Here is a 24,706-nt window from a genome sequence, read left to right on the forward strand (position 1 = left end):
TCCCTGGGATGACGGAGGTGACTGCGGTGCGGGAGGGCAGGGACGTGGCGGGACGTCAGCCCTTGAGACCGCTGGAGGTGATCGACTGGATGAAGGTCTTCTGCGCGCCGAGGAAGGCGAGCAGCACCGGCAGCACGGTGATGACGTTGCCGGCCATGACCGCGGCCCACTGGGTGTGGTGCTGTCCCTGGAAGGTGGTCAGGCCCAGCTGGAGCGTGTACTGCGTGTCGTGGTTGATCGCGATCAGCGGCCAGGTCAGGTCGTTCCACGTGGTGAGGAAGGTGAGCACGGCCACCGTGCTCAGCGCCGGCCGCGACAGCGGCAGCACGATGCGGAACAGCACCCGCAGCCGGGAGCAGCCGTCGATCCAGGCGGCCTCCTCCAGCTCCCTGGGCAGCGAGAGGAAGAACTGCCGCAGCAGGAAGACCGCGAACGGGGTGACCAGCGACGGCACGATCAGCGCGCCCAGGGTGTCGATGAGCCCGAACTTCTTCATCACCAGGAACGTCGGGATCATCGTCAGCTGGAACGGCACCGCCATGGTGGCGAGCATCAGCCCCAGTAGCACCCGGGACCCCGCGAACCGCATCCGGGCGAAGGCGTACCCGGCGAGCGAGCCGAAGACGAGGTTCGCGGTGACGGTGACGGCCGAGACGATCAGCGAGTTGGCGAACCAGCGGGGGAACATCGCGTTGCCCAGCACGTAGCGGTAGCCGCCCAGATCGATGCCGGACGGCCACAGGGCCGGCGGGAAGCGGTTGATCTCCGCGTTGCTCATCACCGAACTCAGCAGCAGCCAGACCAGCGGCACGGCGAAGGTGAGGGCGAGTGGCGCGAGCAGCAGGTGCCACGGACTGAACGGGAGCCGCCGCCGGCGCCGTTCGGTGGCGGGCTTCGCCGCGAGGGCGTGGACGGTGTCGGGCCGGGTGGAGGTCGCCGTCATGATCGGGCCCCTTCGAGACGGTGGCGTCCCCGACGCCGGACGATGCGGACGGACCCGGCGACCAGGGCGAGGGCGACGGCCAGGACGTACGCGGCCGAGGCCCCGTATCCGGCGGTGGCGTTCTTGAACGCCTGCTCCCAGATGAAGTAGACGATCACCGTGGTCGAGCCGAGCGGGCCGCCCTTGGTGGTGACGTACACGAGGTCGAAGACCTGGAGGGACTGGATGGCCTGCCACACCACCAGGAAGACGGTGACCGGGGTGAGGGTGGGCAGCGTGACGTGGCGCAGCAAGTGCCGGCGGCCGGCGCCGTCGAGGCGGGCCGCCTCGACGAGGGACTGCGGCACGTCCTGGAGGGCGGCGAGATAGACGACGACACAGAACCCGGTGCCACTCCACAGAGTGATCGCCACCAGCACCAGCAGCGCCTGGGACGGATCGGAGAGGAAGCCCTGCGACGAGATGCCGAGGCGGTGCAGCACCGAGTTGGCGGCGCCGAACTCCGGGTCCAGGATGAAGGAGAACAGCACGCCCTGCGCGGTCGCCGACAGGACGAACGGCACGAAGATCAGGGTGCGGTAGAGGCCGACCAGACGGATACGCCGGTTCAGCACCAGGGCCAGGACCAGTCCGAAGAACATGCTCAGCGGCACGTACAGGACCGTGTAGAGCAGGGTGTTGCGGACCGCCTGACTGAAGTTGGGGTCCTGGGCGAGGGCGCGGTAGTTGTCGAGGCCGACCCAGCGGCTCGGCGTCACCAGGTCACTGGCCTGGAAGGACAGCAGCAGCGACCAGATCACGGGCACGATGCTCAGGCCCAGGACGATGAGGACCGCCGGTGAGACGAAGGCCCAGGCGGTGCCCGTCTCGCGCCGGCGCTTGCGGCGCAGGGCCCGTGGCTCCGGCGGCGGACCCGCGAGGGTGATGGGTTGGGGGAGGCGCGGCATGGCGGTGTGGCTCCTCAGCGCGGTATGAGCAGGGCGGCGTTGGCGTCGTCGGCGCAGGCGCGCAACGCCTTCTCGGGAGTGCCGCGCCCCAGGAGCACGGCGACGATCGCCTGCCCCAGCGCCTGCGAGACCTCCGGGTACGCGGGGTGGACGGGGCGCACGCGCGCCGTCTCCAGGGCCTTGGTGAACACGGCCAGGCCCTCGGTGCGGGCGACCTTGTCCTGCCAGGCGGGCAGGGACTCGGTGCGGCGGCTGAGCGGGAGGCTGCCCGCCTCGATGTCCCAGCGCACGTCCTGCTCGGGCCGCGAGAGCCAGTCCAGGAAGGTGCGGGCGGCGCGGGACCGCGCCTCGCCGTTGTCGAACACGGTCCAGGTGTCGGGTCCCGAGATGGTCACCGGGCGCCCGCTGAAGGTCGGCAGTGGAGCGACGTGGTAGTCGATCTCCGCGTGCTCGACGTCGGGCAGCTGCCAAGGGCCGGTGACCACCATGCCCATGCGGCCGGACAGGAACACCTGGTACATCTGCTCGCTGCCGGGCTTGGGGTCGATGTAGACGCTCTTGTCGCGGACCAGGTCGGCCACCACCTCCAGCGCGCGGGTGCCGGAGTCGGCGAAGCCGATGCCCTTGCCGCTGTCGTCGACGACGTCGCCGCCGAGGTCCCAGATCATCGGCCACAGGCGCCACACGGTGTCCTCGTCGCCCGTGCCGGGCCAGCCGGTGCCGAACCGGCCTCGGCCGCTGTCGGTCAGGCGACGCGCGCAGGTGACGAAGTCCTGCCAGCTCCAGCCGGCCTCCGGCAGCGGCAGGCCGGCCTCGCGGAACAGCTTCTTGTTGCAGACCACGGCGAGTGAGTCGAGCAGTGCCGGAGCGGCCCTGACCTGCCCGTTGATCGTCACGGCCTCCCGGGCCGCCGCCCAGTGGTTCTTCCACGGCACGGGACCGGACTCGACCTCCTCGGTCAGATCGACGACCTGCGGGCTGCGGGCCACCCGCGCCAGGTCCGAGCCGAAGATGTAGGCGATGTCCGGGTAGGACCCGGCGGCGAGGGCGGCGGTCACCTTCTGGAGCATCACGTCCGACAGCACCCCGCCGCCCATCGACACCTTGATGCGCGGGTGGCTGCGCTCGAAGTCGGCCACCAGGCCCTGCAGGACCTTCTTCGCGGTGTCGGCCTGGCCGTGCCACATCTCGATGGTGACCGTGCCGTCGGGGGCGACGCCGTCATCCCCACCGGCTCCGCAGCCGGCCAGCGCGGTGCCCGCGACCGCGGTGAGCGCCGCGCCTCCGGCCGACCGCAGCACCCTCCTGCGGGAGGGTCCTGCGGCACGTCGGACCGCATCCATCTGTACCTCCAAGGACTGGCCGTCGGGTGAAGTCAGCAGGTCTCACGGACGTACGAGCTGCTGCCCTTCGGCGAGACGTCCAGGTCGCGCCGGACGATGCTGAGCGTGTCCGCGAACCCGGAGCAGGCCTTCGAGAGGCCCTTGGCGGTGTACTCGATGACGATGACGTGGTCGCCGAACTCGGCCGTGTAGTCGCCGCACTCGTCCCACTCGCCGCACTCCTCGGCCACGGCGAAGTCCAGACCGTTCGCCACGCGGTTCCCGGCGAGTTCGACGGTGTTCTTCTGTCCGATGGCCAGCCCGTCGGCGTGCGCGCGCTCCGCGAGCAGCTTGACGAACGCCTGGGCGTCGGCGGCGTCGAGGAGCTTCTCCGAGCGGGTGTAGCTGTCGTAGTTGTCCGGCTCGACCGCCTGGAAACCCTTCTCCCCGCAGCTGTCGATCCAGGTGCCGATCTTCTCGGCGACGCGCTCGCGCTTGTCGGCGGTGCGCAGGTCGAGCAGGGCCTCCTTCCACTCGGTGTCGTACACGATGTCGCCGCCCGCGTCGCGCAGCAGCAGGTCGTCGTCCCACTCGTCCTCGGCACCGCGCTGCGCCTGGAAGGCGTTGACGTAGCAGATGTTGTAGAGGCCCGCCGCGGGGGAGGCCGTGTGGTCGCGGCTGACGACCCGTACGCCGGACGGCGGGGTGTAGGCGCCGCCGATCTGGTAGTCGAAGTCCGCGTGCGCGGGGGGCGGGGCCGGTACCGCGGCCTCGGCCGGGGTGCTGCCCGGGACGAGGGCGGCGGCGGTGGCGAGGACGGCGGCGGCGCAAACGCCCGCCAGAACCGGCTTCTTCGAGGTGTGCACCTGCGTGCGGCTCATGGTTCGAGCTCCGGAGGGTGGTGGGCACGGCCCCGCCTCGGACGCGCATGGCAGTCCTGGCGACTCAGTCCGGACTCCTGGCGTCGAGCCAGCTACCGGCTGGGCGTACCTCTGCCGCCGATCGCATGGCATCGGCGTTGATCGGGAGTAAATCGACCGGATCCAGCCCCTGTCAAGGGTTCGAAATGAGAGAGTCCGTGCACGAAGCTGATCGAAGAACCATCATTCAGCGCAGAAACAATCATGATGCGTCGGTCGGCGGAGCGCCGGGAACGATGGGAGGGAGCCAGGTCGGAGCCGTGATCACCGGGTGGTCGCGGGGCTGGTAGCGTCGCGTGGTCGCGGCGGGCGGCGCGAGAGAGGTGTCGGTGCGTGGGAGAGCGGCAGGACCGTGAGTGGGTGGCGATGACACCGGGCGACTTCGACCGGGACGCCCCGCTGGTCCTCAACGTGGGCACCGGCCCCGCCACCGTGCCGGCCGAGCCGGACGAGTACGGCACCGCCCCCCTGTTCGGGGAGGAGGCGCCCGCGCCGGGCACCCGGCCCCGCAACCGGCGGGGACGGCCCGCACCCGCCCAGGAGCGGCTGTTCTGACCGTCCCCGCCAGGGGTCAGGGGGCGGGGACCTCGTCCACGAAGTCCGTACCGGCGTCCCGGTACCCGGCCACCTTCGCGGCCACCTGGGCCGGGGTGAGCACCCGGTCCTTGACGTGCAGGACGTAGTCGACCTGCTGGTCGTAGGCGCGCGCTGTCGTCGACGTCTGGCCGTTCAGGTCGATCAGCCACTGGTTGAAGTTGATCGACATCGGCCGCTCGGGCAGATACCGCGCGTCGTGGGTGCCGAAGTGCTGCCCGTCCACGTAGTACGTGATGGCGCTGTCGTCGATCGTGACGACCAGGTCGTGCCAGCCCGCGTAGCTCCGGCGCTGCTCGGAGTGCTGGTTGACGGCCTGCCAGGGGTCGGGGTTGTAGGTTTCCCAGGAGGTCGTGTACAGGATGTTCGCCGGCTCGCCCCACCCCCCGTTGGGCAGGTACTCGAAGTCGTACTCGGCGTAGTCGTCGGCCATCGGCGCCTTGAGGTCGTTGATGGTGAAGAACGTCTGCACCAGGTGGTCCCCGTCGGGCCCCGACTTCGGCGCGTCGGAGAACTTCACGCGCGCGGCGTAGGTGCCGTTCCGGAACTTCGTGGCCCGCGTGAGGACCTCGGTGTGGGTGGTGGACGCGCCGGTGCCCGCCGTGGAGGTCTCCAGGTTCATCACCGAGTTGCCCCCGGACGACACGAAGGTGACCTTCGACGGGTCCCAGGTGGCGCCGGGGACGCCCGGGCCGCCGGAGTTGGCGCGCACGCTCCAGCCGTGCGCGGAGATCGCGGGGTCGGTGTGCGAGCTGTAGTCGAAGTCGTCGAACAGCGCCTGCCCGTCGCCGGGCGGGTCCGTGGGATCGGTGGGGTCGGTCGGGTCGTTGCCCTCGGGGGCCGTGCCCCACACGGTGGCACCGGCGAGCTGAGCGGTGACCCTGTCCCAGTTCGCGTACGACGTCTGGGCGCCGTTGAAGGAGTAGTCGTCGCTCTGCCGGACCGTCTGCCAGTTGGTCCGGTGGAACCGCAGCTGGAGATCGCCGGTGTCCGCGCCCGGCGCCAGCGTGCCGGCCGCCTGGGTGAAGCCGATCTCCAGGTAGCGGTCGGCGGTCGCCGTCGGGTTGCTCAGCGTGCCGAACGTGCCGGTGACGACCGAGCAGCCGCGCACCGCCCAGGAGCAGGCGAAGCGGTAGGAGTCGCCCGGCGAGTCGGCCTTGAAGTAGTAGCGGACCTTCACCTGGCTGAGCTGGACGGGGGAGGAGCCGGTGTTGCGGACCTTCAGCCAGGGTTCCGTCTGGTCCGCGGTGGCCCCGGCCGCGCTGGTGCGGTACTGGACGCTGAGGCCGTCCGCCGCGGGGGCGGCCTGGGCGGGGAGGGCGGTCAGGGCGCCGCCGCCCAGGAGTGCCGCCAGGGCGAGCGCGAGTCGGGCGCGCCCGGGGCCGGTTCGGCCGGTGGATCGGCTCGTGAGACGGCCGGTGGGTCGGTTGCTCATCGGGAATCCTTTCGGCAGGGCTCCCGCGGGTGCGGGAGCGTGGGGGGTGTGAAGCTCGGGGCGTGGAGTGTCGGCACAGGGGCCGGCGGGTCGGCGTGCGGCACGTCCAGGGCGTCCAGGCGGGCCCGGTGCCCGGCCAGCCGGGACGTGAAGTCCCGCCAGCCGGACGCGCCGTCCCAGACCCGCTCGGCGAGCGCGCACAGCCGCGGGTAGGTGAGGTACTCGACGTGCGCCCCGGTGGGCACGAACTCGGTCCACAACTGGCCCTGGGCGCCCAGCACCCGGGACGCGGCCTCCGGCGCGGGCGCGGTGAGATCCACGTCGTACACCGCCCGCAGGTCGACGATCCCGCCGGGCTGTCCGGGCGGTTCACCGGGGCCGGGGCCGCGCGGGTAGTCGAAGTAGGTCGCACGGTGGTCGGCGTGCACGACCTCGTGCCCGCGCCGTGCCGCCGCGTGCGCGTGGCCGGGTTCGCGCCAGCTCATCACCGTGCAGTCCAGGGGGAGGGCGACGCCGTTCTCGGCCCACACGACCGGCCGGCGGCCCGCCCGCACCAGGTGCTCGGACATGCGGGCGATGAACCAGGGGTGCAGGGCGCGGGGGCCCGGCAGCCCTTCCCGAGCGGTCCGGGCGCGCGCCGCCGCACTGCGCTCCCACTCGGCGGTGGGGCACTCGTCGCCCCCGATGTGGACGTACGGCGAGGGGAAGACGTCCATCACCTCGTCCAGGACGGTGCGGAAGAAGTCCAGGACGTGGTCGTCGGTGCCCAGGACGTTGTCGCACACCCCCCAGTGCGTCCACACGCCCAGACGCCGTCCGGGATCGGTGCCCAGCTCGGGGTGGGCGGCCAGCGCGGCGCGGACATGCCCGGGCAACCCGATCTCCGGGAGCACACTCACACCGCGGTCGGCCGCGTACGCCACCAGGTCCCGCAGCTCCGCCCGGGTGTAGGACCCGCCGTGCGGGACGCCGTCGAAGCGGTCGCTGCCCGCGGGCCCCGCCATCGACTCCGCCCGCGCTCCGCCGACCTCGGTGAGCCGCGGATACGCGGCCACCGGCATCCGCCAGCCCTGGTCGTCGGTGAGATGGAGATGGCACACGTTCAGCTTGTGCAGCGCCATCAGGTCGACGTAGCGCCGCAGGTAGGACACCGGCTGGAAGTGCCGGGCCACGTCGAGCATGGAGCCGCGCCAGGCGTACCGGGGCACGTCGGTGATCTCCACCGCGGGCAGCTCCCACGGCACCCCGCGCACCGGCCGCCCGGACAGGGCCTCGTACGGCAGGAGTTGCCGCACCGTCTGCACGCCGCGCAGGAGTCCGGCCGGGCGGGCGGCGCGCAGGAGGACGCCCTGCGGGCTGACGGTCAGGCCGTAGCCCTCGTCGCCGAGGCCGGTCAGGGCGGGGTCGAGAGCGAGGACGAAGGCGCCGTCTGCGGCCGTTGGCAGGGGCAGCCCCGTGGCGGGGGCGAGGAGGGTGCGCAGCAGGGCGGCGGCGGGTCCGGCGCCCGGGGTGACCCGCAGCCGGGTCGTGTCGTCGAGGCGGAAGCGGCCGGCACGGGTGGAGAGACGTCGGGGGCGGGGTACGAGGGCCAGTTCGGGGCGTGGCAGGTCCACGGGACGGCTCCGGTGGTCGGCGGTGCGCGGCGTGTGGGGGAGGGCGGGGAGGGCCGTGCGGGTCAGCCCTTGACGCCTCCCGAGGCGAGCCCGGCCGTCACATGGCGTTGCAGGGCGAGGAAGACGACCAGCGCGGGGAGGGCGAAGAGGGTGGAGGCCGCCATGGTGGCTCCCCAGTCGGTGCCGAAGGTCGACTGGAACGAGGAGAGCCAGACCGGCAGCGTCCGGCTGTCCTGCTGCTTGATGATGAGGAAGTTGGCGTAGGTGAACTCGTTCCAGGCGGTGATGAAGCCGAACAGCGAGGTGGCCATCAGACCGGGCGCCAGCAGCGGGAACGCGACCTTGCGGAAGGCGGCGCCCCGGGTGCACCCGTCGACCTGCGCGGCCTCCTCCAGCTCGGGCGGGATGCCCGCGATGAAGCCGCGCAGCACCACCACCGTGAACGGCAGTGTGATCATGAAGTAGACGAGCGTCAGCGTCGGCAGGCGGTCGAGCATGCCGGTGTCGCGGGAGATGATGTAGATCGGGATGATCAGCGACTCCCAGGGCGCCATCTGCGCGATGAACACCGCCAGCATGAACTGCCGGCGCCCGCGCCAGCGCATCCGGGCCACGGCGTAGGCGGCGCCGAGGGCGACCAGCAGGGCGAGGAGCACGGCGCTGAGGGTGACCAGGATGCTGTTGCGCCAGAACAGCGCGAACCCGTCGGCGCCGACGGCCCGCCGGAAGTGGTCGAGCGTCCACGCGCCGGGGATCAGCCGGGGGTCGTACGACTGGATGTCCGTGGACGGTTTGAGGGCCGTCGTGACCATCCAGTACACGGGGAACAGGCAGACCACGACGGTGAGCAGGGCCGCCGCGTTGAGCGGGAGGCGGCGCAGCGCGCGGCGCGGTGAGGGGCGCGGGGTGCTCACAGCTGCTCGCCCTCCTGACGGAAGAGTTGGCGGAAGTACAGGACGAGGACGCCGCTCATCAGCAGCACCGTGAGCATCGAGGCGGCCGACCCCAGGTCGTAGCGCTGCCCGGCCAGCGCGGTCTGCACGGCGTACACCGGCAGGATGGTGGTGGCCTCGCCGGGGCCGCCCCGGGTCATCACCCAGATCTGCACGAACGCCTTGAACGTCCAGATGACCTCGAGCGACAGGACGAGCATGAAGATCGGCCGGATCAGCGGGAAGGTGACGGAGCGGAAGACGCGCGCGCCGCCCGCGCCGTCCATGCGCGCCGACTCGTACAGCTCGGCCGGCACGGTGACCAGCGCCGAGTAGAGCGTGATCGCCGCGAACGGCACGGACTGCCAGACGATCAGCACCACCACGATGGCGAACGCGGTGCCGCCGTGCGCGAACCAGGTGTATCCCTCGTACGAGTCGAGGCCGAGGCCGGTCAGGGTCTCGTTGACGATGCCGAACTCGGAGTGGAACAGCCACTGGAAGACGGTGGTGGCCGCGACCACCGGGACCGCCCAGACCAGGACCAGGGAGCTGAGGAGCACGGTCCTGGCCACCCTGCCCAGCCGCTCGGTCATCAGCGCGACCAGGGTCGACAGGACCATGATCGCGACCACGCAGACCGCCATGAAGACGAAGGTGCGGCGCACCACCTCCCAGAACTCCGGGTCGCCGAGCAGCGTCCGGTAGTTGCGCAGCCCCACGAACTCGGCATCGCCCAGAATGAGCTGGCGCAGCCGGAAGTCCTGCACGGAGATGAGCACCGCGCGGGCCAGCGGATAGAGCAGCAGGTAGACCATGCCCAGCACGGCGGGCGCGATCAGCAGGTACGGCCACGGCGAGCCCCGGCCCGACCCGCCGCGTCGCCGCGCGGGCCCGGACGGGGCGGGCGGACGGCGACGGGCTGCCTCGCGCGGCACGCTCCGCTCACGGACGGTCGACACGGCGCCTCCTGTTCCCTCGGGTCGTCGGGGTCGTGGTCAGGAGTCGCTGTTGAGGGTGTCGGTGATGGTCCGGGACGCCTTCGCGGCCCCGGACGCGGCGTCCTCGCCGGTGAGGACGGCGGTCATGTACTCCTTGACCGGGTTCTTGGCCTCGACCGCCGCCCACTGCGGGGTGTTGGGCGTGGCGTGTCCGTTCGCGGCACCGGCGGCCATGGCCGCGGTCCCCGGGTCGCCCGAGACGGCGTCCGCCAGCGTGGTCTTGTTCGGTACGTAGCTCATGGCGACCGCGAGCTTCTTCTGCCAGACGTCGCCCGTCAGTTCCCGGATGAAGGTGAACGCCTCCTCCTGGTGCGCGGCGACGGCCGGGACGACCAGGTCGGAACCGCCGGTGAAGACCGCGCCGGGCCGGTCCGCGGTCTTGCCGGGGATCGGGAAGAAGCCCAGTTTTCCCTTGAGTTCGGGGTTCTTCTCCTCGATGACCTTGGCACCGCCGGGGACGGCGATGATCTGCGCGACCTGCCCCTTGGCCATCACCTCCGCCTGCGGCGGCTGGGACTCGTCGGAGTCCTTGGGGCCCTTGCCGAGGGCCTGGAGGCGCTGGTAGAAGTCCATGGCCCGCAGCGCCCCGGGGCTGTCGAGGCCGCCCTTCCACCCGCCGCCCGACTTCACGGCCAGGTCGCCGCCCTCGTCCCAGACGAACCCGGACAGGACGTACCAGTTCTGGCCCGGCAGATAGATCCCCTGGGTGCCGCCCTCGTCGAGCTTGCGGGTGGCGGCGATCCACTGGTCCCTGGTCCTGATCGAGGCGGGGTCCACCCCCGCCTTCTCGAACAGGTCGGTGCGGTGGACGACGACCCGGTTGGCGGCGTAGTAGGGGATGCCGTACTGCTTCCCGTCGTACGACCCGGGCTCCGCGAGCCCCTTCAGCCAGTCGCCGCCGCCCAGTTCGTCCACCCGGTCCGAGAAGTCGGTGAGGCCGCCGCTCTGGGCGTACTGGGCGACCTGGGTGTTGCCGACCTCGATGACGTCGGGGGCGTCGTTGCTGGCCAGTGCGGCCGTGACCTTCTCGCCGATGCCCTCCCACTCCTGGATCTGGATCTTCAGGTCAATGCCGGGATGGGCCTTCTCGAAGCCCGCCTCGAACTCCTTCTGGAAGCCGGCCGAGACGCTGTCGCGCATGAGCCACACGTCGAGGGCGGTCCGGCCGGACCCGGCGCCGTCCGAGGAGTCGCCGGAGGAACAGGCGGCGAGCCCGGCACCGAGCACCAGCGTGGAGAACAGGGCGAGGGAGCGGTACTTCACGGTTCACCTCTGGGAGAGCTGGAAGGGACGACGCACCCACACTTGACCAGTAAGGGGCGCAGGGCTTACCAGTCGGCGTTGGTCGAAGGTGGCATGGACCAATGAGGGCGTCAACCCCTCGCGTATGTACGGGATTTCAGCCGTGTAGGCCTGACGGGTGGCTGGATCACGAGCGAGGTGGACAGGTAAGCTCGGCTGACCAGTAGACCAGTTATGGGAGTACTGCATGGAGATCGACGCCGCCGCCTCCGGTGCGGTGCTCAAGCGGGAGCGCGTCCGCGACGCGATCCTGGAACTCGTCGAGGAACGGCGCCCGGGGGACGCCATCCCCTCCGAACGCACCCTGTGCGCCGAACTCGGTGTGTCCCGGCCCACGTTGCGTGCCGCGGTCGACGAACTGGTGGTCGCCGGACTGCTGGTGCGCGAGCACGGCCGGGGCATGTTCGTCGCCGCCGAGAAGATCACCCAGGAACTGGTCTCGGACCGGCGGGCCTTCAGCCTCCTGCAGGCCGCGGGCGCCTGGACCAGCAGGCTCCTGGAGGTCCGCACCCTCCCCGCGGGCGCCCGGGTGGGCCGCAAGCTGCGCATGTCGCCGGCGGCGCGGATCCACTACGTGGCCAGGCTGCGACTGGTCGACGGGGTGCCCATGGCCATCGAGTACCTGCACGTACCGGCCGACCTCGTCTCGGACCTGACCAGTGAGGAACTGGAGCAGGGCGACCTGTACGCGCACCTGGCCGAGCGGCACGACGTCCGGGTCAGCGAGGCCGTCCAGTCGATCGAGCCCACCGTGGTCACCCGGGCCGAGGCCGACCTCCTCGACGTCCCCGAACTCTCCCCGGCGCTCCTTTTCGAGCGCCTGACCACCGACACGCTGGGCCGCCCCGTCGAGTACGTGCACTCGCTCTACCGGGGCGACCGCTACCGCATCGTCTCCCGCCTCACCCTGGGCCCGCGCGACCAGGCCCCGCCCCCGGGCCAGGGGCACCATCCGGGCATCCCGCCCGGGGACTTCACCACCAAGGACCCCGTCACGCTCTCGACCCGCGGAGTGGTCCAGGACGGCATGTAGATGCGACGAAGAGCACCCTCCGGTGCGTGGAGATGCTCGGAACGGCTTTGTATCGAGCACGTATTGACATGTCAGGGCTGACGTCGCAGAGTCATGCCCCGACAGTGCTCGACAACGCCCGTCCGCGCCCCCACCGTGCAGCCGACCGCCCACGAGGAGTGTTGCCGTCATGTCCGAAAAGCCCGCTGTCTCACGCCGACTGCTGCTGGGCTCCGCCGTCGCCACCGGAGCGGCCGCCGCCGGGATGACCGCGGCCGCCCCGTCCGCGTCGGCGGCCGAGCCGGCGCCGCCCCGCCGCCGGCCCGGCCAGAAGTCGATGATCGGCGTGCCCTTCGAGGCCCACAGAACCGTCCGCGTCGGCGTCATCGGCCTCGGCAACCGGGGCGGCGGCATGATCACCGGCTGGGCCGCCGTACCCGGCTGTACGGTGACCGCCGTCTGCGACATCCGCGCCGACCGCGCCAAGAGCGCCGCCGACCGGCTGGCGGGCAAGGGCCACCCGCGGCCCGCCGAATACGGCGGCTCGGCCGACTCCTACGCCCGGATGCTCAGGCGCGACGACATCGACCTCGTGTACATCGCCACGCCGTGGGAGTTCCACTACGAGCAGGGGAGAGCGGCCCTGCTCAGCGGCAAGCACGCCCTGGTGGAGCTCCCCGTCGCGACCGAACTGCGCCAGCTGTGGGACCTCGTGGACACCTCCGAGCGCACCCGCAGGCACCTGCTCCTGTCCGAGAACTGCAGCTACGGCCGCAACGAGCTGGCCATGCTGAAGGCGGCCCACGACGGCCTGTTCGGAGACCTCACCAACGGTCACGGAGGCTACCTCCACGACCTGCGGGAACTCCTCTTCTCCGACACCTATTACACCGACTCCTGGCGCCGGCTCTGGCACACCCGCAGCACCGCCTCCTTCTACCCGATGCACGGTCTGGCGCCCATCGCGGCGGCCATGGACGTCAACCGCGGCGACCGCATGGCCACCCTGACCGCCACCTCGACCGCGCCGAAGGGCCTGGCCGACTACCGGGCGCGTTTCGTCCCCCGGGCCCACCCCTCCTGGAAGGAGAACTACATCAACGGTGACCTGGTCACCTGCATGATCGAAACGGCGAGGGGCCGGACCATCCGGGCGGAGCACGACGTGAGTTCGCCCCGCCCGTACAGCCGCATCAACACCCTCGCCGGCAGCCGGGGCATCGTCGAGGACTACGCCGGAGCAGCCCCGACCGGTGCCCGGATCTACGTCGAACCGGACCACAGCGGCCACACCTGGCGGGACTTCGAGGCCTACCGCAAGGAGTACGACCACTGGCTGTGGCAGAAGGTCGGCGACGACGCCGCGAACAACGGCGGTCACGGCGGCATGGACTACGTCCTCCAGTGGCGCCTGGTCCAGCTCATGCGGGTGGGGCTGGTGCCGGACATCGACGTCTACGACTCGGCCGCCTGGTGCGCGCCGGTCCCGCTGAGCGTCACCTCCCTGGCCCGGGGCGGCCGCCCGGTCGAGATCCCCGACTTCACCCGGGGTGCCTGGCGCGAGCGCAGGCCCGGCCTCGACTCGACGCCCACCGAGATGCCGCCCGTGCGCTGAACCCCCGCCGCGCACCCCCGGCCCGCGTCAGTGGTCGCGCACCCGGCCCAGCTCCTCCAGCGCCCGGGCCGCGGTGCGCGCCAGCCGCGGCCGGTCCCGCACGAAGCGCCGGGCGGCCCGCACCGGATCCCGACGCATCCGGTGGACGGCGCCGCCCGGCCCGGGACGCACCACCGCACCCTCGTACACCCGCAGGTCGCGCGTCTTGAACGACTCCTTGTAGCGGGCCGGGCCACTGCCCAGGTCCACCGTCCCGATCCCGTCCGCGGCCGCCGCCTCCAGCATCCGCAACAGCAGCAGAAGGCCGGGGGAGTACTTGCCGTACGCGCGGTCGTACGCCGGGAACCACCAGGACAGGACCGTCGGCGAGCGCAGCCCGAAGTGGGCGGCCACCGGCCGGCCGCCGGCGTGCAGCACCGACAGCACACCACGGCACCCGGGATCCTCGCTCCGGGCGAGCAACTCCACCAGCCCGTTGATCCAGGTCTGCGCGAACCGGTCGCGCCGGCCGGTGCGCCGGTACTGCGCGGACTTCCAGCGCATGAGCGTGCCCAGCGCCGCGGGGTCCTGTTCGTCGTACACGAAGCGGACTTCGCCGACCTGCCGGGCGAGTCTTCGCTCCTTGGCGAGGGTCTGCTTCAGGAACCCGGGCGACCCGGCGCGCAGGGCCCGCGCGTACCGGTCGAAGCCGTCACCCAGGTCGACGACCGGCGAGGCCAGCGCCTCGGCCGTGTGCGGCAGGAACATGTCCTGGTCCGACTCCAGGTTGTCGAACTCCCAGGACGACAGCGAACAGGCCCGCAGCAGCGCGCGGGGGTCGAGACGGATGCCCTCCCGCAGCACGGCGCCCTGGCTGTCCGACACCCCGAGCCCGATGGCCCGCCCCTGGCCCGCGAAGCCCCGCTCGTACGGGAAGTACCCCACCGGGACGCCGTCCTCCCGCAGGACCGCCACCTCGGCCCGCGGCCTGACCAGCCCCACGGCCGTCGTGAACGCCGGGTCCAGGAACGGGTTCGCCGGTGCTCGGGAGGCGGCCCTGATCTCCCGCCAGATCTTGTGGTCGTCCGCGTCGAGCCGCCCCGGCCCGATCACGTCGATGCGCTTACCGGACACGCGACTGCCTCCTGCGTCGTCGGAACAGAGGACACACGACGGCCTGCTGGACGCCGGGTCGCGGCGGGTGGTCACCCGGGCCGCGCGGCGCAGGCCTGCTCGGTACCGCCTCGCTCAGCAGCGAAACGGCCGCAGTGCGGCCACGCCCCGGGCGCCCTCGTCGGTCACCCTCCCGCGGGCCGGATACGGACGGCCGGCCGCCGTCCCGTCCCGCCGGGCGGCGTGGGCATGTGCCGGGGCGCGGGCGGCGTCCCCGTCGTCGGCGCCCGCCGTGCCCGCGGCCCTCGGCGCGCGGACGGCGACGTGACGGGCCCGGGAGTCCTCCTCGCACGGGCCGGATTCCCCCGCGGTGTCGGCCACCACGGCGACCGTGACCGCCGCACGCTCCGCGGACGCCTCGGCGAGCACCGGCGGCCGGGGGGTGAGGAGATACAGCAGCGCCCACGCCAGCAGGACTGCCGCCGCTGCCCGTCGACGCCGCACTGTCGGACTCCTGACCTCAGTCCCGGCCGGGGCGGACCGCGGGCCGACATTGGTCCAGTCCCCCGCATACGCCCAGTTGGCTCTCCAGTAGGCCGACCGCGCTCCGTCCCGTCAAGACCGCACCGTCCGAACCGGTCCGTCCGGCCCGGTCCGGTGACGTCGTGCTCCGTTGCCCTCTCGCACCGGGCGTCTACGCGGGGTGGACGCTCGCGGGGTGCGCTACCGCGCCAGGACCTCGCTCGGGCCCATGACGACCACCGGCTCCTTGTCCGGGTCCACGGCGGTCAGCAACGCGCGCATGTGCTCCTCGCTCAGGGACACGCAGGCGTTGGTCGGCCCGTCGTGGTCCACGTGGATCCAGACGCCGCCGCCCTTGTCCTCCCCCTCGGGGCGGGTCAGGTCCAGCGGGGTGGTGCCCGGCACCCGGTTGTAGTCGATGGCGATCACGTAGTCGAAGGACCCCTCCAGCGGCTCACCCAGATGCCCGGTGCCCGACACGGCGAACTCCGGATCCTCGTCGTACGGGAGCAGGCTGCCCGGGTCCGGCAGCCGGCCGCCCGCGTCGCTGAGGCCGAAGACACCGATGGGTGAGTGCAGGTCGCCCGCCTCGTGGTCGTCGGTCCAGCCGCGCAGGCCGTTGTGCGCGGACCAGGGACCCGCGACCGCCCGCCAGCCCCGGGCGGGATCCCGCTCGTAGAGCACCACCCGCGCCTGCGACGAGGTCTCCGACTCGCCGGTGACCACCAGGGCCTGCCGCGTACCGGGCGGGAGCAGGTCCCGCATGACCGGCCCGACCCCGGGAAGCGGGCGGGGGAAGTGGCGCGGGGGAGCGGGGCGGGGGGACACCGGCTGGGCCGCCGAACTGCCCGGCGCGTGCGCGTCCTGCAAGGAGGCGTCCGCTTGCTGCCGGGCGCAGCCGGTCCCCAGCACGACGGTGCACACGGCAGCGCCGATCACCAGGGCCAGCGCTTTCCTGACGGTCATATCGATCTCCGACTCCGTGGGTGGACTACTCATAGCTAGACCACATACGGAACCGGGGTGTCCGCTCGCCCCGACGTCTCCCCCGGATGGCGCAGAGGGGACCCGCACGGCGGCCTTTCCGGGCCCCTGTACGCAACATCGTTGCCGCTCACACCCCTTACTCACTGGTGGGGCTCGGACATGCCGTGTAGCGTCAGCAGCAGATGTCGTGGTTCGCCCAGACCGCCCGCCCCGGAGTGCGGGCGGTTTGCTGTGCAATGCCGGAGGACCAGGACGACCACCTCCGGGTTCGCGCGGTGCGGATCCGATAACGGCTGAAAGGCAAAAGGCATGGCCAGCGGAACTGTCAAGTGGTTCAACTCTGAAAAGGGCTTCGGCTTCATCGCGCAGGACGGCGGCGGTCCCGACGTCTTCGCGCACTACTCCAACATCAACGCCCAGGGCTACCGCGAGCTCCAGGAAGGCCAGGCCGTCACCTTCGACATCACCCAGGGCCAGAAGGGCCCGCAGGCGGAGAACATCACCCCCGCCTGACCGGCAGACTGCCGAACAGGGCAGGGTGCCCGGAGACCGCGCGTCTCCGGGCACCCTGCCCTGCGGTATGCCGTCAGGGAACGTCGCGCAGGAAGCCGAGCAGTGCGGCGGTCAGCTCGGCGGGCGCGTCCTCCTGGACCAGATGACCCGCTTGGGCGATCGGCTCCCACCGAGCGCCTGGCACGGCGGCGGCGAGTTCGCGCCCCTTCGCCACGGGAATCCAGGCGTCGTCCTCACCCCAGCAGATCAGTGTCGGTACGCCGATCCGGGGATACCGGTCCTGGATCTCGTCGGTGTACCGCTGGTCCGCCTGGGCGATCTGCCGGTAGAAGGCCGGCTGCCCCGTCTCGCCGAGCCAGGGCCGGACGAGATGGTCCAGCACCGCCGGGTGCAGTCCGGGACCGCCCGTGGAACCCACGTACTCGCGCACCAGCGCCCCGTGGAGCGCCGGGGGCAGCTGCTCGAAGACCTCGGCGTGCTCGCGGACCAGCCGGAAGAACGGCGACCCCCAGGGCGCCAGCGCGACCGGATCGACCAGGGCCAGCGCCCGGTAGCGGGCGTCGTGCAGCAGATGGGCCCGCAGTGCGACGGCGCCCCCGAAGTCGTGCGCGACGACCAGGGGCTCAGCCAGGTCCCAGTGGTCCAGCAGCTCGGTGAAGACCCTGCCCTGCGCCGCCAGCGACACGTCCTGGCCCGGGAACTTCTCGGACAGCCCGTAGCCGGGCATGTCCCACACGAACACCTGGTGGTCACGCGCCAGCGAACGGGCCACCGCACGCCAGACGTACGAGGAGAACGGCGTCCCGTGCAGCAGGACCAGCGGGCGCCCGTCCGGGGCGCCCAGCCGGTTCCAGCGCACGGTGCCCGAGCCGCTGCGGTACGACTCGGGCAGCTGCCATGCGGACATCAGGGAGTGCTCCTCTCGGTCGGGTGCCCGGCGCCGGACGCCGCGCGTGGCGTCACGGCTTGCGCGCGAGACCGCCGTGTTCGCCGATGGGCTCCGGGGCGGGGCCGCCGGCCTCGGGACGCCACAGGGTCACCGGAACCACGCCCGGCTCCAAGAGCTCCAGGCCGTCGAAGTATCCCGTGATCTGGTCGACGGTGCGCAGGATGTACGGCGCGGCGCCGCTCTCGTTGTAGGCGTCCTGCGCCCGCTCGAACTCCGGGTCCGTGCCCCGCGAGCCGTCGTTGACCGAGAGGTGGCTGCCGGACGGCAGGGCGTCCATCAGCCGGGTGGCGATGGAACGCGCCCGGTCGTAGTCGGCGACGTGGCCCAGGATGTTGCTGAGGATGAGGGCGACCGGCCGGTCGAGGTCCAGGGTCTCGGCGGCGGCCGCCAGGACCGTGTCCGGGTCGAGCACGTCGGCGTCGATGTAGGCGGTCGCGCCCTCCGGGGTGGAGTACAGCAGCGCGCGGGCGTGGGCGAGGACCATCGGGTCGTTGTCCACGTAGACGACGCGCGCCTCGGGCGCGAGGCGCTGGGCGACCTCGTGGGTGTTGTCGGCGGTCGGCAGACCGGTGCCGATGTCGAGGAACTGCCGGATGCCCGCCTCGGCGACCAGATGGGTGATGTTGCGGCGCAGGAAGGCCCGGCTGCTGCGGGCGATGGTGACGATGCCGGGGAAGACGGCGGTGTACGCGTCGCCGGCCGCCTCGTCCACGGGGTAGTTGTCCTTCCCGCCCAGCCAGTAGTTCCAGATCCGGGCCGAGTGCGGCACCGAGGTGTCGATCTTCTGGTGTGCCGAGTGACCGGGCGTCGTCGCAGGGTCGTTCATGGTGGCGGTCCGTCTTTCAGCCGAGGCGTGGGTGCTTTCCCACAACCTACGTCGCAACGGCCTTTCCCTGTACACCGGTTCACCCACAGCCCGGGCGGAACCGAGGGCTCCGCGGAAATCCGGGCGCACGACGCGGGGCGGTCGTGCCAGGCCGGCGGGCCGGCAGCACGAATTCCCCACCGGCCCCGTCCGGTACACGGCAGGAGCGTCCGATGACACGGCCCCGTCTGATCCCCCTGATCGAACAGTTCGACTTCGCGTGCGAGCGCCTCACCGGCCGTCTGACCGGCCCGGACTGGACAGCGGAGACGGGACCCGGACGCCGGTCGCTCCGGTGACGGACGAGGAGTTCTCCTGGGAGCCGGTGCCGGGCTGCTGGTCGGTGCGGCGGCGGGCGGAAGGCCCGGTCCGCGGGCCACGCTGCTCACCGGCACCGGTGAGTGGGGCAGGGACGCCGCGCCCCACCCGCATCCCGCACCGCCGCTCTTCACGACCCTCGCCTGGCGGCTCAGCCACCTCGCCGAGATGCTGCTCCTGCGGGCCGACCACACGGCGGGCACCCGCACCTCACCCGCGACGTGTACGCCGTCGCGGGCGGCGCGAAGGAGGGGGCCGCCGCTTTCGAGGCGGGCGCCGCGGCCTGGCGGAAGGCCCTGCTGAGCATCGACGACGCGGCACTGGACGCCGTCGGCCGGTCCACGTACCCCCACGGCAGTGACGCGGAGGAGCCGTTCGCCGACATCGTCTGGTGGGTCGATCAGGAGGTGCTCCATCACGGGGCCGAGATCGCCCTGCTCCGCGACCTGTACCGGGAACGTCGACGGTAGCCCGGACGCCGCACGGCCTCACGACCGGTTGCCGCCCGCCCGCTCCACGAGGTCGCGGAGCTGCGAGCGGGCCGTGATGCCCAGCTTGGGGAAGCTGCGGTACAGGTGCGAGCCGACCGTGCGCGGGGAGAGGAAGAGCCGCTCGCCGATCTCACGGTTGGTCAGCCCGCGGGCGGCGAGCCCGATGATCTGCCGCTGTTGCGGAGAGAGCCCGGCCAGCGAGCCGGGGTCCGTGCCGGCGACGTCGAGTCCGGCGGCCCGCGACTCGGCCAGGGCCCGTTCGGCCCAGGGGCGCGCGCCCAGCCGCCGGAAGGTCTCCAGGGCCTCGGCGAGCGGCGCACGCGCCTCGGTGATCCTCCGCCGGCGGCGCAGCCACTCGGCTAGGTCCAGCAGGGCCTGCGCGCGCTCGAAGGGCCGGTGCGCCGAGTCCGGGTCGGCGAGGGCCGCCCGGAAGCGGGCTTCGGCGTCCTCCGGGTCCGCGAGGAGACCGCGGGCCCGCTCGGTCAGGGCGCGCAGACGGGGAGAGGCGTTCCCGGCGAGTGCGCGCGCGGCGCGCTCGACGATCGCGGCGGCCTCCTCGCGCCGCCCCGCGCGCACGGCGGCCGCGGCCAGGTCCGCGAGCGCCGGGTAGGACGCGTGGTAGTGCACGGGGGAGCCGTCCGCCGTGAAGACCGCGCGCAGTTGGTCGTACGCCGTCTCGTGGGCACCGTCGGCCGCCGCGGCGGCCGCGAGCGCGCGCCGGGCGTAGACCGCGACCGAGCGGCTCTCCAGCGGATCGACGAGGGCGAGCGCGTCCGCCGCCCGGGCGCGCGCCGGCTCACTGTCCCCCTGGAGGGCGAGCAGCATCGCGTCCACCGCGGCCGCGCACGCCACGGCGTGGTCCAGGCCCAGCGCCGAGCCGACCGCGGTGACGCGGGCACATGCCTCGCGGGCCCGTCCCCAGCGCCCCTGTTCCAGATAGGCCCAGGCCGCCGCGCCGCCCATGCCGTCGGGGAGCGCCCCGTGCGCCTCCCAGTGGTCGAAGGCCTCGTCGAAGGCGCGGACGGCGAGCGGTGTCTCGTCCATGAGCCACGCCATGACGCCCACCGCGGTGAGCCGTTCGGGCCGGCCCGCGGACTCGTCGGCCAGCCGGGGCAGTCGGGGGACGAGCCACGCCCGGCTCCCGAAGGGGTCGGACACGGCCCTGACCCAGACGCCCGGCCACGGGTCCGGCACGTCCTCCGGCAGCTCCGCCAACACCTCTTCGAGCCGGTGCAGTTGGTCTGCGCGTCCGGCGTAGAAGCGGACCACCGCGGCGTCCGTCAGCAGATCCAGCGCGGCGGCGGGCCGGGAGCGGGCCAGCCCCTCGGCGGTGTCGGTCAGCCGGGCGAAGACCGCGGAGTGACGCGCGGTCAGCACCGCCAGCCGCCCGGCCTGCGCGGCCGCCTCGGCCCGCAGGCCCACGTCGTCCGTGCGCGCACGGACGGCCGCGACCAGTTCCTCGACCCAGGACAGGTCCCCGGTGAGCACCGCCGCCCGGGCGGCCGCCACCAGCAGCCGGGCGCCGTCCTCGGGGCGCGGGGCGAGTTCGGCGGCCCGTTGCAGCGCCTTCGCCGCCGCCGCGTGGCCGCCCCGGCGGCTGGCCCGCCCGGCGGTGCGCACCAGGTCCGCCGACACGTCCGCGTCCGCGTGCGGGGCGGCGGCGGCACGGTGCCAGGCACGCCGGTCCGGCTCGGTACGCAGCAGGTCGGCCAGGGCCAGGTGCGCCGCACGGCGGGCCTCGGAGGACGCCGCGTGATACACCGCGGACCGCATCAGCGGGTGGCGGAACCGGAGACCGGAGCCGGTCCGCCGGATCAGCCCGGCCGCCTCGGCGGGCAGCCACGCGTCGTCCCCGGCACCGGGCAGCCCGGCCGGCAGGGCGAGCGCGGAGTCGCCGGTGTCCATGGCGGCCAGGAGCAGCAGGGCCCGTGCGGTGGGGGAGGGGAGGCCGTCGAGACGGGCCGCGAAGACCCGCTCCAGGTGGTCGGTGAGCGGCAGTGGTCCGGCGGGCGGCGGCTCCCGGTCCGGGTCCCGGGCGGACCTCGCCAGTTCCACCAGCGCCAGCGGGTTGCCGACGGCCTGGTCGAGGACCCGCGCCCGGGTCCGGCCGGCGGGACTCCGCGGCTGGAGGTCCAGGAGACGGTGGGCCGAGGCGTCGTCCAGCGGTCCGAGGCCGAGGACCGGCGTGTGCCCGTCGAAGCCCGGGAGGTGTTCGCCCGTACGGGCACCGACCAGCATCGTCACCGACTCGCCCGCCAGCCGCCGGGCCACGAAGGACAGCACGGTGAGGGAGGCGCGGTCGAACAGCGGCGCGTCGTCGAGGAGCACCAGCACGGGGGAGGGCCCGCCCAGCTCGGAGAGCAGGTTCAGGACGGCCACGCCGACGAGCATGAGGTCGGGCGGCGCCGCGTCCCGCCCCGCGCCGAGGGCGCCGCCCAGCGCCGCGCGCTGTCCTTCCGGCAGGCGCTCCGCCTCGGCGCGCACCGGCCGCAGCAGTTGGTGCAGCGCGGAGAACGCGAGGTCCGACTCCGACTCGCTCCCGGTGGCCCGCAGCACGCGCGCACCGCTCGCCGCGGCCCGCCGCGCCACGGAGTCCAGCAGCGTGCTCTTGCCCGTGCCCGCCTCGCCCAGGAGCAGCAGCACCCGCTCGGGCGACGCCGGGTCCACCGCACGAAGGAGGCGTGCCCACTCCGCGTCCCGGCCCACGACCGGCTCGCCGGTGTCCGGCCCCGGGTCCGCGGCGGCACCCGCCTTCCCTGCGCGCTCGTCCACGCCGCCAAGGCTACAAGCGGCGTCGGCTGCCCGGCGCGGGTGCAGTCAGGTGACGGATACCGCGCCCGTCGGAGCCTCCGTAGGTTTTCGGTCGGGCCCCGTAATGTCCTCGCCTCACCAAGGAGCGTCATGGAACGGATCGAACTCGGGAAGGTCAGTGTCACCCGGGTGTGGGAATACTTCGGGCCCGTGGAAATGACACCCGAGACGTTCTTCCCGGAAGTCCCGAAAGACGTGTGGGACCGCCGCCGGGACTGGCTCGAACCGCATTTCCTGGATTCCCGGACCAACATCGTGAACTCGGCGATCCAGACCTGGCTGCTGCGCAGCGAGGGCAGGAACATCCTCGTCGACACCGGTGTGGGCAACCACAAGGAACGCCCCTACGCGCCGGTCTGGAGCCGGCTCGACACCGATTTCCTCGCCAACCTCGCACGGGCCGGCGTCCAACCGGAGGACGTGGACGTCGTGATCAACACGCATCTCCACATCGACCACGTCGGCTGGAACACGTATCTGGACGGGCGGAACTGGGTGCCCACGTTCCCGAACGCCACGTATCTGATGCCGCGCGACGACTTCGAATTCTGGAACCCCGAGAACGGTCACCGTCCGCTGCTCGGCCGCGGCAACCAGAACGTGTTCGAGGACAGCGTGGCCCCGGTGCACCGGGCCGGACAGACCGTGCTGTGGGAGGGCGGCCACCGGATCGACGGCAACCTGCGGCTGGACCCGGCCCCCGGTCACACCCCGGGCTCCAGCGTGCTCACCCTCGACTCCGGGACGGACCGCGCGCTCTTCGTCGGGGACCTGCTGCACTCTCCGGTCCAGATCCTCGAACCGGACCACAACAGCTGCTTCTGCGAGGACCCCGCCGTCGCCCGCGCCACCCGCCGCAGGCTCCTGGGCTGGGCCGCCGACCACCACGCCCTCCTGTTCCCGGCACACCTGGCCGGCCACGGGGCCGCCGAAGTGGTGCGCGACGCGGACAAGTTCGCCATCAAGGGCTGGGCGCCCTTCGACCCGTACACCGAGCAGCGCCGAGACCACCGGAAGGGCACGAAGTGAACCACCACGACCCCGTCGTGACCACGGACCGGGGCGCCGTACGCGGAACCCTCAAGGACGGCACCGCCGTCTTCCTGAACATCCCCTACGCCGCCCCGCCCCGGGGCCCCGGCCGCTTCGCACCGCCACGGCCGCACGAGAGCTGGGACGGCGTACGCGACGCCACCCGGCCGGGGCCCACCGCACCGCAGGCCGAGCGCAGACTCGGCCGTGTCGACATGTCGGCCTACTTCGGCCCCGGCCGGATCCCCGGCGACGACCACCTGACCGTCAACGTGTGGACGCCCGAGATCACGAGCGGCGCCCTGCCCGTCATGGTGTTCGTCCACGGCGGGGGATTCGTCGCCGGATCGACCCGGTCCCCGATGTACGACGGGTCCGCGTTCGCCCGCGACGGGGTCGTCCTCGTCACCCTCAACTACCGGCTGGGCATCGCCGGATTCCTCGACCTCCCCGGAGCGCCCGCCAACCGCGGCCTGCTGGACGTCGTCGCCGCACTGCGGTGGGTGCACGAGAACATCGCCGCCTTCGGCGGAGACCCGCACCGCGTCACCCTCTTCGGCCAGTCGGCCGGGGCGACGATCGTGGGCGGTGTCCTCGCCGACCCCGGGGCCGCCGGGCTCCTGCGCCGGGCGATCGTCCAGAGCGGCAGCGGCTTGGGCGCGTTCACCACCGAGCAGGCCGCCCGCGTCACCGCGGCGGCGGCCGACGCCCTCGGCGTGGCGCCCCGGGCCGACGCCTTCGCGGAGATCCCCGACGACCGCTTGGTCGACGCCGCGGACGGCCTGGCCGGCCTCGACCTGCGGACCCCGACCCACCGCGACCCGCTGCTCGGCCTCAGCCCCTTCAGCCTGGTCCTCGACACCCAGCCCGCGCTGTCCGTCGCCGCGGGGGCCGGTGCGGGCACCGACCTGCTCATCGGAACCAACAGCGAGGAGGGCAACCTCTACCTGGTTCCCGTCGACCGGTACACCACCTCCGACGCCCACGACGTCGACGCCACGGCCGCGCGCTCGCACCCGGACCCGGCGCGGCTCGTCGGGACGTACCGCACGGCACGCCCCGGAGCGAGCCCCGGCGAACTGCGGTCCGCCATCATGGGCGACGCCCTCTTCGGCGCCGGCAGCCGCGCCCTGGCCGACGCGCACGCCGCGCATCCGGCCTCCTCCACCCACGCCTACGAGTTCGCCTGGCGCTCGCACGCCCTGGACGGACTGCTCGGCGCCACCCACACCATGGAACTGCCCTTCGTCTTCGACCGCACCGGCCTGCCGGAGCTGCGCGGACCCGGCCGTCTGCTCGGCCCCGACGAACCACCGGCGGACCTCGCCGCCCGCACGCACGCGGCCTGGATCAGGTTCGCGAGCACCGGCGACCCGGGCTGGGACGCCTACGACACCCGGCGCCGGACGACCATGCGCATCGACGCGGAATGGACGCCGGTCGACGACCCCCGCGGCGCGGAGCGGCGGGCCTGGAGCTGACCCGCAGGT

21 protein-coding genes and 1 pseudogene are annotated in these 24,706 nt (G+C 72.7%); 7 read left to right on the forward strand and 15 right to left on the reverse strand.

The features are described from left to right. Window positions 1-55: 55 nt before the first annotated feature. Genes OIE75_RS38655 through OIE75_RS38670 form a run of 4 tightly spaced genes read right to left on the reverse strand, consistent with a single transcriptional unit; the run spans window position 56 to window position 4,093 of the window. Window positions 56-943 carry a carbohydrate ABC transporter permease gene (locus OIE75_RS38655; RefSeq protein WP_307016991.1) on the reverse strand — a complete coding sequence of 296 codons (888 nt, stop codon included), beginning with the start codon at window positions 941-943 and terminating at the stop codon, window positions 56-58. Continuing rightward, window positions 940-1,890 (reverse strand): carbohydrate ABC transporter permease, encoded by a 951-nt coding sequence (locus OIE75_RS38660; protein ID WP_307016992.1) that lies wholly within the window; start codon window positions 1,888-1,890, stop codon window positions 940-942. Before OIE75_RS38660 ends, OIE75_RS38655 begins: the two co-directional genes overlap by 4 nt. Window positions 1,891-1,904: 14 nt before the next feature. Next, complete coding sequence (locus tag OIE75_RS38665) at window positions 1,905-3,233, reverse strand: ABC transporter substrate-binding protein (RefSeq protein ID WP_307016993.1); 1,329 nt, start codon at window positions 3,231-3,233, stop codon at window positions 1,905-1,907. A gap of 32 nt (window positions 3,234-3,265) precedes the next feature. Continuing rightward, complete coding sequence (locus OIE75_RS38670) at window positions 3,266-4,093, reverse strand: endo alpha-1,4 polygalactosaminidase (RefSeq protein ID WP_329473708.1); 828 nt, start codon at window positions 4,091-4,093, stop codon at window positions 3,266-3,268. A gap of 372 nt (window positions 4,094-4,465) precedes the next feature. Between OIE75_RS38670 and OIE75_RS38675 the strand changes: the two genes are divergently transcribed. Continuing rightward, entirely contained in the window at window positions 4,466-4,687 is a 222-nt protein-coding gene (locus OIE75_RS38675) for a hypothetical protein (RefSeq protein WP_161327279.1), read from the forward strand. A gap of 16 nt (window positions 4,688-4,703) precedes the next feature. Here OIE75_RS38675 and OIE75_RS38680 read toward each other — a convergent pair whose 3' ends face one another. From OIE75_RS38680 to OIE75_RS38700, 5 genes are all read right to left on the reverse strand, one after another. Then, window positions 4,704-6,161 carry a cellulose binding domain-containing protein gene (locus OIE75_RS38680; protein ID WP_329473709.1) on the reverse strand — a complete coding sequence of 486 codons (1,458 nt, stop codon included), beginning with the start codon at window positions 6,159-6,161 and terminating at the stop codon, window positions 4,704-4,706. Next, window positions 6,158-7,774, reverse strand: a complete 1,617-nt coding sequence (locus tag OIE75_RS38685; RefSeq protein WP_329473710.1) for a beta-N-acetylhexosaminidase — start codon at window positions 7,772-7,774, stop codon at window positions 6,158-6,160. The genes OIE75_RS38680 and OIE75_RS38685 overlap by 4 nt, the downstream gene beginning before the upstream one ends. A gap of 62 nt (window positions 7,775-7,836) precedes the next feature. Beyond that, on the reverse strand, window positions 7,837-8,688 hold the full coding sequence (locus OIE75_RS38690; protein ID WP_122619235.1) for a carbohydrate ABC transporter permease: 852 nt from the start codon (window positions 8,686-8,688) through the stop codon (window positions 7,837-7,839). Further along, on the reverse strand, window positions 8,685-9,668 hold the full coding sequence (locus OIE75_RS38695; protein WP_329473711.1) for a carbohydrate ABC transporter permease: 984 nt from the start codon (window positions 9,666-9,668) through the stop codon (window positions 8,685-8,687). The genes OIE75_RS38690 and OIE75_RS38695 overlap by 4 nt, the downstream gene beginning before the upstream one ends. 36 nt (window positions 9,669-9,704) lie before the next feature. After that, entirely contained in the window at window positions 9,705-10,970 is a 1,266-nt protein-coding gene (locus tag OIE75_RS38700; protein WP_329473712.1) for an extracellular solute-binding protein, read from the reverse strand. A 226-nt stretch (window positions 10,971-11,196) separates the two neighbouring features. Here OIE75_RS38700 and OIE75_RS38705 point away from each other — a divergent pair, with 226 nt between their 5' ends. Next, on the forward strand, window positions 11,197-12,042 hold the full coding sequence (locus OIE75_RS38705; RefSeq protein ID WP_329473713.1) for a GntR family transcriptional regulator: 846 nt from the start codon (window positions 11,197-11,199) through the stop codon (window positions 12,040-12,042). A 169-nt stretch (window positions 12,043-12,211) separates the two neighbouring features. After that, on the forward strand, window positions 12,212-13,636 hold the full coding sequence (locus OIE75_RS38710; protein WP_329473714.1) for a Gfo/Idh/MocA family protein: 1,425 nt from the start codon (window positions 12,212-12,214) through the stop codon (window positions 13,634-13,636). A gap of 27 nt (window positions 13,637-13,663) precedes the next feature. Here the strand turns inward: OIE75_RS38710 and OIE75_RS38715 are convergent, their stop codons facing one another. From OIE75_RS38715 to OIE75_RS38725, 3 genes are all read right to left on the reverse strand, one after another. Beyond that, the gene (locus tag OIE75_RS38715; protein WP_307017001.1) at window positions 13,664-14,749 is read right to left on the reverse strand and encodes a GNAT family N-acetyltransferase; all 1,086 of its coding nucleotides are present in this window, start codon (window positions 14,747-14,749) and stop codon (window positions 13,664-13,666) included. A gap of 114 nt (window positions 14,750-14,863) precedes the next feature. Beyond that, window positions 14,864-15,232 carry a hypothetical protein gene (locus OIE75_RS38720; RefSeq protein WP_329473715.1) on the reverse strand — a complete coding sequence of 123 codons (369 nt, stop codon included), beginning with the start codon at window positions 15,230-15,232 and terminating at the stop codon, window positions 14,864-14,866. 219 nt (window positions 15,233-15,451) lie between these two features. Continuing rightward, window positions 15,452-16,216, reverse strand: coding sequence for a hypothetical protein (locus OIE75_RS38725; protein ID WP_329473716.1), 765 nt, complete (start codon window positions 16,214-16,216; stop codon window positions 15,452-15,454). 330 nt (window positions 16,217-16,546) lie between these two features. Here OIE75_RS38725 and OIE75_RS38730 point away from each other — a divergent pair, with 330 nt between their 5' ends. Continuing rightward, window positions 16,547-16,750 (forward strand): cold-shock protein, encoded by a 204-nt coding sequence (locus OIE75_RS38730; RefSeq protein WP_003978336.1) that lies wholly within the window; start codon window positions 16,547-16,549, stop codon window positions 16,748-16,750. 73 nt (window positions 16,751-16,823) lie between these two features. Here the strand turns inward: OIE75_RS38730 and OIE75_RS38735 are convergent, their stop codons facing one another. Together OIE75_RS38735 and OIE75_RS38740 are read right to left on the reverse strand one after the other, a co-directional pair. Next, a complete protein-coding gene (locus tag OIE75_RS38735) occupies window positions 16,824-17,657 on the reverse strand; it encodes an alpha/beta fold hydrolase (protein WP_307017004.1) in 834 nt (277 codons plus the stop codon). A 52-nt stretch (window positions 17,658-17,709) separates the two neighbouring features. Then, on the reverse strand, window positions 17,710-18,525 hold the full coding sequence (locus OIE75_RS38740; protein WP_329473717.1) for an SAM-dependent methyltransferase: 816 nt from the start codon (window positions 18,523-18,525) through the stop codon (window positions 17,710-17,712). A gap of 212 nt (window positions 18,526-18,737) precedes the next feature. Here OIE75_RS38740 and OIE75_RS38745 point away from each other — a divergent pair. Beyond that, a pseudogene (locus tag OIE75_RS38745) lies at window positions 18,738-19,352 on the forward strand (DinB family protein). An 18-nt stretch (window positions 19,353-19,370) separates the two neighbouring features. Here the strand turns inward: OIE75_RS38745 and OIE75_RS38750 are convergent. Then, complete coding sequence (locus OIE75_RS38750; RefSeq protein ID WP_329473718.1) at window positions 19,371-22,145, reverse strand: helix-turn-helix transcriptional regulator; 2,775 nt, start codon at window positions 22,143-22,145, stop codon at window positions 19,371-19,373. A gap of 129 nt (window positions 22,146-22,274) precedes the next feature. Between OIE75_RS38750 and OIE75_RS38755 the strand changes: the two genes are divergently transcribed. Beyond that, entirely contained in the window at window positions 22,275-23,213 is a 939-nt protein-coding gene (locus OIE75_RS38755; RefSeq protein WP_329473719.1) for an MBL fold metallo-hydrolase, read from the forward strand. Continuing rightward, on the forward strand, window positions 23,210-24,697 hold the full coding sequence (locus OIE75_RS38760) for a carboxylesterase/lipase family protein (RefSeq protein WP_307017008.1): 1,488 nt from the start codon (window positions 23,210-23,212) through the stop codon (window positions 24,695-24,697). The genes OIE75_RS38755 and OIE75_RS38760 overlap by 4 nt, the downstream gene beginning before the upstream one ends. The last annotated feature ends 9 nt before the right edge of the window (window positions 24,698-24,706 follow it).

Source organism: Streptomyces sp. NBC_01723 (assembly GCF_036246005.1).
Lineage (GTDB): Bacteria > Actinomycetota > Actinomycetes > Streptomycetales > Streptomycetaceae > Streptomyces.